At 69.9% G+C, this 13,360-nt stretch carries 11 protein-coding genes; 9 read left to right on the top strand and 2 right to left on the bottom strand.

All coding sequences use genetic code 11. The annotated features are described in order from the left end of the window. Positions 1 to 3 precede the first annotated feature (3 nt). The 6 genes from ITJ62_RS17195 to ITJ62_RS17170 are packed head-to-tail and all read left to right on the top strand — an operon-like array spanning position 4 to position 6,264. The gene (locus ITJ62_RS17195) at positions 4 to 894 is read left to right on the top strand and encodes a DUF58 domain-containing protein (RefSeq protein ID WP_229939091.1); all 891 of its coding nucleotides are present in this window, start codon (positions 4 to 6) and stop codon (positions 892 to 894) included. Next, positions 881 to 1,348 carry a hypothetical protein gene (locus tag ITJ62_RS17190; protein ID WP_079002737.1) on the top strand — a complete coding sequence of 156 codons (468 nt, stop codon included), beginning with the start codon at positions 881 to 883 and terminating at the stop codon, positions 1,346 to 1,348. The genes ITJ62_RS17195 and ITJ62_RS17190 overlap by 14 nt, the downstream gene beginning before the upstream one ends. Next, positions 1,339 to 2,337, top strand: coding sequence for a VWA domain-containing protein (locus ITJ62_RS17185; RefSeq protein ID WP_194604786.1), 999 nt, complete (start codon positions 1,339 to 1,341; stop codon positions 2,335 to 2,337). The genes ITJ62_RS17190 and ITJ62_RS17185 overlap by 10 nt, the downstream gene beginning before the upstream one ends. Beyond that, positions 2,334 to 3,374 carry a VWA domain-containing protein gene (locus ITJ62_RS17180; RefSeq protein ID WP_159879161.1) on the top strand — a complete coding sequence of 347 codons (1,041 nt, stop codon included), beginning with the start codon at positions 2,334 to 2,336 and terminating at the stop codon, positions 3,372 to 3,374. Before ITJ62_RS17185 ends, ITJ62_RS17180 begins: the two co-directional genes overlap by 4 nt. Beyond that, entirely contained in the window at positions 3,371 to 4,465 is a 1,095-nt protein-coding gene (locus ITJ62_RS17175) for a hypothetical protein (protein WP_194604783.1), read from the top strand. Before ITJ62_RS17180 ends, ITJ62_RS17175 begins: the two co-directional genes overlap by 4 nt. A 41-nt stretch (positions 4,466 to 4,506) precedes the next feature. After that, positions 4,507 to 6,264, top strand: coding sequence for a proline--tRNA ligase (locus ITJ62_RS17170; protein ID WP_194604780.1), 1,758 nt, complete (start codon positions 4,507 to 4,509; stop codon positions 6,262 to 6,264). 47 nt (positions 6,265 to 6,311) lie between these two features. Here the strand turns inward: ITJ62_RS17170 and ITJ62_RS17165 are convergent, their stop codons facing one another. Both ITJ62_RS17165 and ITJ62_RS17160 read right to left on the bottom strand, forming a co-directional pair. Next, a complete protein-coding gene (locus ITJ62_RS17165; protein WP_194604777.1) occupies positions 6,312 to 6,992 on the bottom strand; it encodes a response regulator transcription factor in 681 nt (226 codons plus the stop codon). After that, positions 6,989 to 8,698, bottom strand: a complete 1,710-nt coding sequence (locus tag ITJ62_RS17160) for a HAMP domain-containing sensor histidine kinase (protein WP_194604774.1) — start codon at positions 8,696 to 8,698, stop codon at positions 6,989 to 6,991. Before ITJ62_RS17160 ends, ITJ62_RS17165 begins: the two co-directional genes overlap by 4 nt. A gap of 207 nt (positions 8,699 to 8,905) precedes the next feature. On the opposite strand from ITJ62_RS17160, the gene nusA reads away from it, so the two are divergent. From nusA to infB, 3 genes are all read left to right on the top strand, one after another. Continuing rightward, positions 8,906 to 9,907, top strand: coding sequence for a transcription termination factor NusA (nusA, locus tag ITJ62_RS17155; RefSeq protein WP_079707160.1), 1,002 nt, complete (start codon positions 8,906 to 8,908; stop codon positions 9,905 to 9,907). A gap of 5 nt (positions 9,908 to 9,912) precedes the next feature. Further along, the gene (locus tag ITJ62_RS17150; RefSeq protein ID WP_194604772.1) at positions 9,913 to 10,182 is read left to right on the top strand and encodes a YlxR family protein; all 270 of its coding nucleotides are present in this window, start codon (positions 9,913 to 9,915) and stop codon (positions 10,180 to 10,182) included. A gap of 350 nt (positions 10,183 to 10,532) precedes the next feature. Beyond that, entirely contained in the window at positions 10,533 to 13,244 is a 2,712-nt protein-coding gene (gene infB / locus ITJ62_RS17145) for a translation initiation factor IF-2 (protein ID WP_370581979.1), read from the top strand. Positions 13,245 to 13,360: the final 116 nt, after the last annotated feature.

Genomic DNA, 13,360 nt, shown 5'->3' with positions numbered 1-13,360 from the left:
CCCGTGTCAGCCCCGCTGCTCCACCGGGTGAAGTCCAAACTCTTCATCCACGCCCACCGCCGCGTGCGGGGGATGCTCGACGGCGAGTACCGTTCGGTGTTCCAGGGCAGGAGCCTCGACTTCGACGACCTCCGCGAGTACACCCCGGGCGACGAGATCAAGGACATCGACTGGAAGGCGACGGCCAGACACGGCGCTCCACTCGTGAAGCGCTTCATCGCCACGCGGAAGCATCAGGTGCTGTTCGTCGTCGACACGGGTCGTGATCTCGCGGCGCTCGCCGAGGGTGGGAGCACCAAACGCGAGGTCGCCATCCTCGCGGTCGGCATCCTGGGATACCTCGCGATCCGGCACGGCGACCTCGTCGGTCTCGTCGCCGGCGACGCCGCCGCACCGGAACTCGTCCGACCCGCCGGCACCGAATCGGCACTCGAACGCCTGCTGCAGCACATCGACCGGCGTGCATCGCTCGCGGCACCCCAGAGCGATCTCGACGAGCTGCTCGGCTATGCGGCACGGTCGGTCAAGCAGCGCTGTCTGCTCGTGATCGTCTCGGACGACGAGGAGATCACGCCGAAGCGGTCGGAGATCCTCCGTCGCCTGCACGTCCAGCACGAGGTGCTCTGGATCTCGGTCGGGGACGCCGACCTCATGCGGGCGGAGTACACCGGTCGGGCGATGGTCGACGTCGCCGACGAGCGGTCCCTGCCGGCCTTCATCCGGTCGGACGACGCGCTCCGTCGCGAGTTCACCGAGGCCGTCACCAGCGCCACCGCCCGGCACCTCGACCAGCTCGAGGAACTCGGCATCAGCGGTCAGCGCGTGACCGGAGCCGACGACGTCGTCCCGGTCCTCTTCCACCTCCTCGAGGCCCACCGACATGCCCGGCGATAACGGCTACTACGCACCGGTCCAGTACACGCTGCTCTGGCCGGTGCTCGGACTCGTGCTCATCGCCCTCGTGATCGGGTGGTACGTCTGGATGCTCGCCCACGTGCGCCGTCGCGCGCGCGGGAGCGCTCCGCGCCCGGCGCCGCAGCCGTCGCCGACCGTCCTGCGCGACCGCTACCTCGCACTCATCGGCGAGATCGAGCGCGAGCACGGGGACGGCGCCCTGAGTACGCGGCGCGCCCACCAACGGCTCGGCGCGATCCTCCGGATGTACGCGCACGAGTCCAGCGGCGTCCGCGCCCAGGTCATGACCCTCGCAGACCTCGATCGCGCCGGACTCGCGCCACTCAGTCGTGCCGTGTCGGCCTACTACCCGGTCGAGTTCCGCGAGGCCGAGACGGGCAGCGTCGCCGAGGCCGCCACGCTCGCCCGCCAGGTGGTGACGACGTGGAGCTGATCTACTGGTGGATGCCGCTCGTCTGGCTCCTCGCCGTGGCCGCGGTGGTCGCCGTCGTCGTCCTCGTGGCCCGCACCGGGCGGCGCCGGAAGGCGAACGCCGAGCCGCTGTGGGTCGCGCACTCCGAACGGCTCACCGCGCTCCCCGGATACCGTCGCGCGCTGTCGCGGTACCGGCGCCTCATCATCGCGACGATCGCCGCGCTCGGGGTGCTGCTGCTCGCCGGCATGGCCCTCGGGTCCCGCGTGGTGAGCACGACGGTGTTCCAGCCCGAACTGCGCAACCGCGACATCGTGCTCTGCCTCGACGTGTCCGGGTCGATGACGGAGTACGACGCCGCGCTCGTCGGGGTGTTCGAGAAGCTCGTGCAGCGGTTCGACGGTGAGCGGATCGCGCTGGTGCTGTTCAACGCGTCCGCGACCACGTACTTCCCGCTGACGAGCGACTACGACTACGTGGCCGCGCAGCTCGACCACCTCGTCGAGGACCTCACCTCGCCGGAGAGCGACTACGAGTACTGGAACGGCACCGATCTCGGGAACGGGTCGTCCCTCATCGGCGACGGTCTCGGATCCTGCGTCATGCGGTTCGACCAGGTCGGCGAGGAACGGTCGCGCTCGATCGTGCTCGCGACCGACAACTACGTCGCCGGCGAGCCGATCCTCACGCTCAAGGAGGCCGGCGCGTACGCGAAGGCGCAGGACGTGACGGTGTACGGGATCAACCCCGGCGACGTCTCCAGCAAGGACTACCTCGACGACCTCGCCGCGGAGATGGACGAGGTCGTGACGTCCACCGGCGGGGACTACTACGCGCTCGCCGACCCCGGCGCGGTCGGCGGCATCGTCCAGCAGATCACGGCGGAGCAGACGAAGACGCTGAAGGGCGCCAAACAGCTCGTGCAGGTCGACGAGCCGTTCGTGTTCGTGCTGGCGGCGTTCGGCGGCCTCGCGGCGCTCATGCTGCTCGCCTGGAGGTTGCGCCGATGACCATCAACCCCGTTCTGCCGATCTGGGCCGTCGCCGTGCTCGGCACCGTCCTCGCGGCCTTCGCCGTCTGGCAGTTCCTCGCCGGGGTGCGGCGGCCAGGAGCCTGGCACTGGATCGCCCGACTGGCCATGGTCGTCGTGCTCGTGATCATCGCCCTCCGACCGACCATCCCCGGCAACCATCGCCCGCCGTCCGCGATGGGCGACCTCGACGTCTACTTCGTCGTGGACACGACGAGCTCGATGGCCGCCGAGGACTGGCCGGACGAGACCGCGTCGGGGACGGACGAGAACGGCGCCCCGAAGCCGCCGACCCGACTCGACGGTGCGAAGGCCGACATCACCGGTATCGCCGACCGGCTGGCCGGTGCCCGCTACGCGCTCGTGACGTTCGACGCCGTGGCCGTCCAGCGCATGCCCCTCACGACGGACGCGACGGCGCTCCGGTCGGCCGCGGAGGCGATGACGCAGGAGATCACCACCTACTCCCGCGGCAGCAGCATCGACGCGCCGGTGGAGTTCATGACCACGCTGCTGACCCAGGCCGAGGAGCAGGAGCCGGGTCGGAACCGGATCATGTTCTACCTCGGTGACGGCGAGCAGACGAGTGGCGCGGCGCCCGGGTCGTTCGAGAGCATCGCACCGCTCATCGGCGGCGGTGGCGTGCTCGGCTACGGGACCGAGGCCGGTGGGACCATGCGCGAGTTCTCGGGGTACCAGGACGGCAGCGTCCGCTACATCCAGGACTACTCGACCGGTGAGCCCGCCGTGTCCCGGCTGGATCCGGGCGCACTCGAGACGATCGCGTCGCAGCTCGGCGTCGAGTCGGAGATCAGGACACCGGGTGCGTCGCTCGACGACGCACTCGACGGCCTCGCCGTCGGCGGCGTCACCGTCGAGGACGAGGTGGACATCCGACGCACCGATGAGCTGTACTGGGTGTTCGCGCTCGGGTTCGGTGTGCTGCTCCTCACCGAGCTCCCCGGCCTGGTCGGCGCGCTGGGCGAGCTCCGACGGACGAAGGGTGGGCAGGCATGACCCTCTTCGACGATCGGACCCGGACCGACCGGCCCGACGACGCGCCGCGCAGCCCGGAGCCACGGCCACGACTCGAGGAACCCCGGCGTCCGCCGCTGGCCCCGGCCGAGGTCGCCCGGTTGCGCCGTCGGCTGTTCTGGTGGTCCCTTCCGCTGGTCCTCCTCGCCCTCGTCGTCGGGGTCAAGTTCGCGAGTCTGCCGGTCGTCGCGCAGTCGGCGATCGCCGAGTACCGCGCCGAGGACTACTCCGGGGCGCAGTTGAGCGCGGGGCACCTCTTCACGGCGAACGTCGTCGAGCCGTGGATCGCCTGGTTCGACCGGGGCACCGCAGCCGCGGCCGGGCAGGACTGGGTGCAGGGGACCGACGACCTCGGGAAGGCGCTCGAGCTCGCGCCGACGGAGGAGACCGCCTGCATCGTCCGGGTCAACCTGGCGCGCGCGTACGAGACCCAGGCCGACGAGTACATGAAGGGCCAGTTCTTCCAGGGCGCCATCAACCTCTACGACACAGCGAAGCGCATCGTCGACGAGGGAGAAGGCTGCTTCGAGGGGGAGTCCCAGGAGCAGAACGAGGACCAGCAGGACCAGGGTGGCCAGGGGGATGAGGGCGATCAAGGTGGTCAGGGCGGTCAAGACGACCAGGGCGACCAGGGTGAGCAAGGGGACCAGGGCGACCAGGGCGACCAGGGCGGCCAGGGCGACCAGGGGGACCAGGGTGACCAAGGGGACCAGGGTGACCAAGGCGGCCAGGGCGATCAGGGCGGAACCGGGCAGCAGCCCGACGTGATCGATCCCAAGGGCACGCCCGGTGAGAACCTGCAGGACACCGGCGATCGCATCGACCGCAAACGTCAGGATGCGACCGACCAGCGCGACCGGTCCGGCGGGCAGGGCCAGCAGGATCCTTCGAACGGGGGACAGGGCGACGGCGACTCGAGCGGCTCGAGCGGTACCGGTGACAGCGAGGTCGACGGCAAGGTCGACAAGTTGAAGGACGCCGGCCAGGACGCCCAGCAGGACAAGTCGACCGAGGACGCCAAGAACCGGGGTCGGAACAACGACAACGGGAACTTCGCCGATCGCCCCTGGTAGCGGTTCCGGGCTGCCCACGCGTGACGGACTAGCATGGACAGGTGGTTACGCGCCTTTCGAATTACTTCCTCCGTACGCTCCGTGAAGACCCCTCCGACGCGGAGGTGACGAGTCACCGCCTGCTGGTGCGGGCGGGATACATCCGACGCCAGGCGCCGGGCGTGTTCGCCTGGTTGCCGCTCGGGTTGCGGGTGAAGAACAAGATCGAGGCCATCGTCCGCGAGGAGATGGCGAACGCTGGCGCGTTCGAGGTGCACTTCCCCGCGCTCCTGCCGCGGGAGCCCTACGAGGTCACCGGCCGGTGGGAGGAGTACGGCGACGCCCTCTTCCGCCTGCACGACCGCAAGGGTGCGGACTACCTGCTGGCGCCGACGCACGAGGAGGTCTTCACCCTGCTCGTGAAGGACCTGTACTCCTCCTACAAGGACCTGCCCCTGTCGATCTACCAGATCCAGGACAAGTACCGCGACGAGGCCCGTCCCCGGGCAGGCCTCCTGCGCGGTCGTGAGTTCACGATGAAGGACGCCTACTCCTTCGACGTGTCCGACGCCGGGCTCGACGCGAGCTACCAGGCGCAGCGCGACGCCTACGAGCGCATCTTCACGCGACTCGGCCTCGAGTACGAGATCGTGCAGGCCGACGCCGGCGCGATGGGCGGTTCGCGGAGCGAGGAGTTCCTGCACCCCACCGCGGTCGGTGAGGACACCTTCGTGCGTTCGGCCGGCGGGTACGCCGCCAACGTCGAGGCCTACACCACCGAGGTCCCGGAGGCCCGCCCCATCGAGGGTCTGGCTCCCGCGACGGTCTTCGACTCGCCGAACACCCCGACGATCTCGACGCTCGTCGACCTCGCCAACGAGCGACACCCGCGCGACGACGGACGGGCGTGGACGGCCGCCGACACGCTCAAGAACGTCGTGTTGGCGCTCCAGCACCTCGACGGCACGCGCGAGCTGGTCGTCATCGGCCTGCCGGGCGACCGCGACGTCGACCTCAAGCGCGTCGAGGTGGCCTTCAGCCCCGCAGAGGTGGAGGCCGCGACCGAGGCGGACTTCGCCGCGAACGCCGGGCTCGTCAAGGGCTACATCGGGCCGTGGTCCCCGCAGGGGCCCGTCCTCGGTGAGGAGTCCGCGACGGAGATCCGGTACCTCCTCGACCCGCGCGTGGTCGACGGCACCGAGTGGATCACCGGTGCGAACGTCGATCAGCAGCACGTCTTCGGCCTCGTCGCCGGGCGCGACTTCACCGCCGACGGCTTCGTCGAGGCGGCGGAGGTCCGCGCCGGCGACCCAGCGCCCGACGGCTCCGGACCCGTCGAGCTCGCACGAGGCATGGAGATCGGGCACGTCTTCCAGCTCGGGCGCAAGTACGCCGAAGCGCTCGGACTGAAGGTGCTCGACGAGAACGGCAAGCTCGTCACGGTGACCATGGGCTCCTACGGCATCGGGATCACCCGCATCCTCGCGATCATCGCCGAGGGCAACAACGACGAGCGCGGTCTCATCTGGCCGAAGGCCGTCGCCCCGTTCGACGTGCACGTCGTCGCAGCAGGACGCGACGCGGCGATCTTCGAGGTGGCCGAGGAACTCGTGGCCTCGCTCGAGGCCAGCGGCAAGGACGTCCTCTACGACGACCGCACCGGCAAGGTGTCCCCGGGCGTCAAGTTCGGCGACGCCGAGCTGATCGGCGTGCCCGTCGTGGTGGTCGTCGGTCGCGAGGCCACCGAGGGCTTCGTCGAGCTCTGGGACCGGGCCGCCGGCACGAAGGACCGGGTCGCGATCGCCGACCTCGCCCTCTGAGCCACGAGAGCGCAGGAACGGTCGTCATCCCGTCCGGATGACGACCGCTACTGCGCTCTCGTGCTGAGGCGGTAGCCGGCTCCGCGGACCGTCGCGATGGCGTCCTTGCCGATCTTGTTCCGGAGATACCGCACGTAGACGTCGACGACGTTCGAACCGGGATCGAAGTCGTAGCTCCAGACCCGGCTGAGGAGCTCCTCACGGCTGAGGATCTGGTCCGGGTGGCGGAAGAACTCCTCGGCGAGGGCGAACTCGCGGGTGGACAGCTCGACCGGCACACCGTCGACGAGGACGCGTCGTTCGCGCAGCTCGAGCTCCAGATGACCGACCGAGAGGCGTTCCTGGACGGCGGTGGTCGACGCCGGTGCCCGCTCGGCCAGGCGTCGGCGGATCCTGGCCAGGAGCTCCTCGAACCGGAAGGGCTTCGACATGTAGTCGTTCGCCCCGCCGTCGAGGCCCGCCACGAGGTCTCGCGCGGAATCGCGGGCGGTCAGGATGATGACGGGGAGTTCGCTGCCGTCGTCGCGCAGCCGTCTGAGCACCTCGAAGCCGTCGACGCCGGGGAGTCCGATGTCGAGGACGAGCAGGTCGAAGTCGCCGCTCTCCGCCAGCTCGACGACCTGTGATCCGTCGACCGTCACGTCCGCCGTGTGTCCGGCGGCACGCAGGCCCTTGCTCACGAACGCGGAGATCCGCGTCTCGTCCTCGGCGACCAGGATCCGGCTCATGCGTGGTCCTCCGGCGCACTCCGCCGAGCCGAGGTGTCGACGAGGTCCGGGAAGTCGTCCTCAGGGGACGGTGCTCGCGAGCGTGGTGGTGCGTCGATCGTGGGGCGTGCATCGCCGGGTGTCGGTCCGGCCTGTGTCGCCGCGGTCGTCTGCGCCGCAGCGGCTTCCTGAGCCGCCTGCGCCTCTCGCAGCGCGATCGCCTGGGCCATCGCGCTGCGTGGGATCGCCGCGGTCTCGTCCGGGTCGAGGTCGAGGTCCGCGTCGGACCCCTCGTCGTCGTCCGCCACCGCGAGCGGCAGTCGGATGCTGAAGAGGGAGCCGGCCTGCTGGGTGTCCTCGACCTCGGCCCACCCGCCGTGTGCCGCGGCGATCGCCTGCACGATCGACAGGCCGAGGCCGGAGCCTGCGACACCCCGTCCACCGCTCACCCGGGTGAACCGGTCGAAGATGCGTTCGCGGAGCGCCTCCGGCACCCCGGGCCCGTCGTCGGCGACGGAGAGCACGAGCGCCGGGTCGTCCGACTCGTCGAACCGGCTCGAGATCACGATCGTCGACCCGGCCGGGGAGTACTTCGCGGCGTTGTCCGCGAGCTGCAGCCAGGCCTGGGCCAGTCGCCCGGCGTCGACGTCCGCGGTGAGTGCGGCCTGCTCGCCCAGGGTCCACTCGTGTTCGGGCGAGATCGCCGTGGCCTTCTCGTGGACCGAGGCGGTGAACGCCTCGATGTCGACCGGCTCCCGGTCGAGGGTCGACGCGAGTCCGGCCGTCGAGAGCTCGGTGATGTCGGCGACGAGGGAGCTCATCCGGTCGAGTTCGTCGAGGGCGAGGTCGCGGGTGGCGGCCACCTCCGCGGGGTCGGACGGATCCAGGAGCTCGAGGTGTCCGCGCACGATGGTCAGCGGCGTCTTCAGCTCGTGGCCGACGTCGTCGAGCAGCTGGCGTTGACTGGTGAAGGCCTCGTCGAGCCGGTCCAGCATGCCGTTCACGGTCGTGGTGAGCTCGGAGACGTCGTCGCGACCGACGACCGGGATCCGTTCGTCGAGGTCCGACTCGGTGATGCGGGCGGCGGCGTCCCGCAGCAGCCGGATGGGGTGGAGCAGTCCGCCCGCGAGCTGCCAGCCGACGAGGCCGAGCAGGAGCAGGCACACCACGGCGACGACGATCTCGACGGCGAGGATGCCTCGGGACTCCGCGAGTGCCGCGTGCACGTCGGTGGCGATGACGACGTGGGCAACGCTCGGGTCGCCGACGACCTGCACCGGGATGATGGCGTACCGCACGGTGCGGTCACCGGTTGCCTCACCGGTCACGACGCCGCGGGACGATCGGGCCGTGATGGTGTCGAGGAGCTGCGGGTCGTCGTCCAGGCGGAAGGCGGACGGGGCGCTGGGCGCGACCGTCGAGCCGTCGGCGCGCACACCGATGGCGGTCTCGTCCTCGGCGAAGATCCAGCGTCGCATCACCGCGTCGACTGCCGCGTCGCTCGTCGCCGGGGCGTCGGCGGAGTCGCCTGAACCGACCACCATGAAGGCGATGAGCTCGGCGCTGTGCTCCAGGCGGGCGTCGATGGTCGCGAGGGTCTGCTGCCGGCCGAGCGTGTAGGTGGAGACGCCCACGAGCGTCATCGCGAGCGTCGTCGCGAGCAGGATCGCGACGAGGATCCGCACCCTCGTGCTCCGCATGACGTTCCGCAGCTCGCCCAAGACCATTGGCCAATCATGTCACCCGCCCGGAGACGCGGTCGAGCCGGGAGCGGGACCCTCGAGGACGCGCGGCGGCTTCCCAGCTGGGTGGATGACGTACCCCTCGGCATCCGGTACCGTAGACAGACGGGTTCGGCAGCACGGCAGCAGCATGCCCGTCGTGCCGCTGCACGTCTTGCCGCGGCACCACCAGTTGAATAGAGGAGGCCATCGATGGACATCGATCTCGGTTTGTTGAAGTCGATCGAACGCGAGAAGGAGATCCCGTTCGAGGAGCTCGTCGTGATCATCGAGCAGGCCATTCTGAGCGCGTACCTGAAGAGCACCGAGGGTACCGACACCACCGCGCGCGGCGACGTCCCGGCTGCCCGGGTCCAGCTCGACCGCAAGACCGGCCACGTCGGGGTGTTCGTGCCCGAGTTCGACGACGAGGGTGTCCTGATCGGGGAGGCCGAGAGCACGCCGGACGACTTCGGTCGCATCGCCGCCTTCGCCGCGAAGCAGGTCATCTTCCAGCGGCTCCGAGACATCCAGGACGACGCCGTCCTCGGTGAGTTCAAGGGGCGCGAGGGCGACATCATCGCGGGCGTCATCCAGCAGGGCCCGAACCCGCGCATGATCCACGTCGACCTCGGCACCATCGAGGCGATCCTTCCGCCCGAGGAGCAGGTGGCCGGTGAGGAGTACCCGCACGGTGCGCGCATCCGCGTGTACGTGACGAGCGTGACGAAGGGCCTCAAGGGTCCGCAGATCACCGTCTCGCGCACCCACCCCGGACTCGTACGGAAGCTGTTCGCGTTGGAGGTCCCGGAGATCGCATCCGGCATCGTCGAGATCGTCTCACTCGCTCGCGAGGCCGGACACCGGACCAAGATCGCGGTGAAGGCGAACGACCCGAGCATCAACGCCAAGGGAGCCTGCATCGGTGAGCTCGGGCGTCGTGTCCGCGCGGTCACCGACGAGCTGGGGGCCGAGAAGATCGACATCGTCGACTACTCGCCCGACCTGCCGACGTTCGTCGCGAACGCGCTCTCGCCGGCCAAGGTGACGAGCTCGTACGTCATCGACCAGTCGCTCAAGGCCGTCCGGGCGCTCGTGCCGGACTACCAGCTGTCGCTCGCGATCGGCAAAGAGGGGCAGAACGCCCGTCTCGCCGCCAAGCTCACCGGCGCCAAGATCGACATCCAGCCGGACTCGATCCTCGAATCGGACTGAGCCGGATGGAACCGGAGCGGACCTGTGTCGGCTGTCGCCGTCGCGAGCCGCGCTCGGCACTGCTGCGCGTCGTCGCGGTCGAGGGGGCGCTCGTCCCCGACGCCGCGACGCGCCTGCCAGGCCGCGGATCCTGGGTGCACCCGACGTCGGCGTGCGTCGACCAGGCGGTGCAGCGTCGGGCGTTCACGAGGGCGCTCAGATTGAATGCGGGACCCGACGCGTCGGCGGTCCAGGCCTTCGTGTCGACGGAACCGGCCGCGCCGACGGCTGAATGACGTCGTCGGGCTCGAACGACCCGCTCACGATCCGGTGGTGAGCCCGCACCCAGGGTCGGGGTGTACGATGGTGAGTGCACGCGAGAGCGCTCCGGCGCACACCGTGCTTCCCACCGCAGGTATCAGGCCCGGATCCCGGGCCTCCATCCTGCTGCCGCCCCACCCGGGTGCGGCATTCCGAGAGAACAGGCTGAACGGCTAATGGACAACTCATGAGCGGCTCGAAATGAGCACCGTCCACCACTAACGCTTGCCCCTGCCTGGGTGCAAGCTCAGACAGGAGAATTGTGGCTGCAAAACCACGTGTACACGAGATCGCATCCGAACTCGGAGTAGACAGCAAGATCGCCATGGCGAAGCTCAAGGAATTGGGCGAGTTCGTCAAGGGACCGTCTTCCAGTATCGAACCACCGGTGGCCCGCAAGCTGCGCGCCGCCCTCGAGGCCGAGGGTGCGAAGGCGTCAGCCGCCCCCGCCGCCCCGGCGAAGCGACCGGCCACGCCCGGCGCTCCCACCCCTGGTCCCGCCGCACCCAAGGCTCCGGCCCCCGCGGCACCCGCCCCCAAGGCTGAGGCGCCCGCTGCGCCTGCGCCGAAGCAGGCGTCCCCAGGCCCGAAGGCTCCCGCCGCCCCCGCCCCCGCCCCTGCGGCGGAGGCACCCGCGGCCGCTGCTCCGGCGGCACCGTCCGCACCCGCGGCTCCGGCCGCCGGCGACTCGCCCTCCGGCGACGCCGCGAAGCCGGGCGGCCCCCGTCCCGGTGCTCCGCGTCCGGGGAACAACCCGTTCGCGTCCTCGCAGGGCATGGGCCAGCGCCCGACCGGCACGCCGCGTCCGGGGAACAACCCGTTCGCCGCGGCTCAGGGCATGGGTCAGCGTCCGAACCCCAGCAACATCCCGCGTCCGCAGGCTCCGCGCCCCGGCTCGCCCCGTCCGGGCGTCGGCCAGGGTCAGCGTCCCGGTGGCCCCGGTCGTCCGGGTGGCGCAGGCCGTCCCGCCGGTGGCGGCGGCTTCCGTCCCGGTGGCGCCGGTGGCGGCTTCCGTCCCGGTGGTGCCCCCGGTGGTGCACCCGCCGGTGGATTCGCGGGTCGCCCTGGTGGCGGCGGCGGTCGTGGTCGCGGACCCGGCGGTGGTACCGCAGGTGCCTTCGGTCGCGGTGGCGGCAAGAGCAAGGCACGTAAGTCGAAGCGGACGAAGAGGGCCGAGTTCGAGCTGCGGGAAGCCCCGTCGCTCGGCGGCGTGAGCGTCCCCCGCGGCGACGGCAACACCATCATCCGTCTGCGTCGTGGCGCGTCCATCTCGGACTTCGCCGACAAGATCGACGCCAGCCCCGGCAACCTCGTCACCGTGCTGTTCCACCTCGGTGAGATGGCGACGGCGACGGAGTCGCTCGACGAGGCGACCTTCGACGTGCTCGGTTCCGAGCTCGGCTACAAGATCCAGATGGTCTCGCCCGAGGACGAGGACCGGGAGCTCCTCGAGGGCTTCGACATCGACCTCGACCAGGAGCTGGAGGACGAGTCCGACGAGGACCTCGCCATCCGTCCTCCCGTCGTCACCGTCATGGGTCACGTCGACCACGGTAAGACCCGCCTCCTCGACGCCATCCGCAACGCGAACGTCGTCGCCGGTGAGGCCGGTGGCATCACGCAGCACATCGGTGCGTACCAGGTCGTCGCGGAGCACGAGGGCATCGAGCGTCCGATCACCTTCATCGACACCCCGGGTCACGAGGCGTTCACCGCCATGCGTGCTCGTGGTGCGCAGGTCACCGACATCGCGATCCTCGTGGTCGCGGCCGACGACGGCATCATGCCGCAGACGGTGGAGGCCCTGAACCACGCGCAGGCGGCCAACGTGCCGATCGTCGTCGCGGTCAACAAGGTGGACAAGCCCGACGCCAACCCGGCCAAGGTGCGCCAGCAGCTGACCGAGTACGGCCTCGTCGCCGAGGAGTACGGCGGAGACGTCATGTTCGTCGACGTCTCGGCTCGTGCCGGCACCGGCATCAAGGACCTCCTCGACGCCGTGCTGCTCACCGCGGACGCCGGTCTCGACCTGCGCGCCAACCCGAACAAGGATGCACGCGGTGTGGCCATCGAGGCCAAGCTCGACAAGGGCCGCGGTTCCGTCGCGACCGTCCTCATCCAGTCGGGTACGCTCCGCGTCGGTGACGCGATCGTCGCCGGTACGGCCTACGGCCGCGTCCGTGCGATGGTCGACGAGAACGGCGACACCGTCGCCGAGGCGGGTCCCTCGCGTCCCGTCCAGGTGCAGGGCCTCTCGAGTGTTCCTCGGGCCGGCGACACCTTCCTCGTCACCGAGGAGGACCGCACCGCGCGTCAGATCGCCGAGAAGCGTGAAGCCGCGGAGCGCAACGCTGCTCTGGCCAAGGCTCGCAAGCGCATCTCGCTCGAGGACTTCACCCGTGCACTCGAAGAGGGCAAGGTCGAGTCGCTCAACCTCATCATCAAGGGTGACGTCTCCGGTGCTGTCGAGGCACTCGAGGAGTCGCTGCTCAAGATCGACGTCGACGACAGCGTCCAGCTGCGGATCATCCACCGCGGTGTCGGTGCGGTCACCGAGTCCGACGTCAACCTCGCCACGATCGACAACGCGATCATCATCGGGTTCAACGTGCGCCCCGACCCGAAGGCCCGCGAGCGTGCGGCCCGTGAGGGTGTGGACGTCCGGTTCTACTCGGTCATCTACAACGCACTCGAGGACGTCGAGCAGAGCCTCACCGGCATGCTCAAGCCCGAGTACGAAGAGGTCCAGTCCGGTGTCGCCGAGATCCGCGAGGTGTTCCGTTCCTCCAAGTTCGGCAACATCGCGGGTGTCATCGTCCGCTCGGGCACGATCACGAGGAACGCCAAGGCGCGGGTCATCCGCGACGGCGTCGTGGTCGGCGACAGCCTGGCGATCGAATCGCTGCGTCGGTTCAAGGACGACGTCACCGAGGTGCGTACGGACTTCGAGGCCGGTATCGGTCTCGGCAAGTTCAACGACATCCAGATCGGTGACGAGATCGAGACGATCGAAATGAAGGAGAAGCCGCGCGGCTAGTCCGCTCGGCCGGTCCCCGTCGTCCTCCTCCGGGAGGGCGGCGGGGATTCCTGCTTGTATTGTGTGTGCAGCATCCGTCGGGCGGCCCTCCGCCCGACGGTCATCAGAGGAGGACG

Source organism: Plantibacter sp. VKM Ac-2876 (genome assembly GCF_015350715.1).
In the GTDB taxonomy this organism is placed as follows: Bacteria; Actinomycetota; Actinomycetes; order Actinomycetales; family Microbacteriaceae; genus Plantibacter; species Plantibacter auratus.
This window is presented reverse-complemented; position numbering and strand designations above follow the sequence as displayed.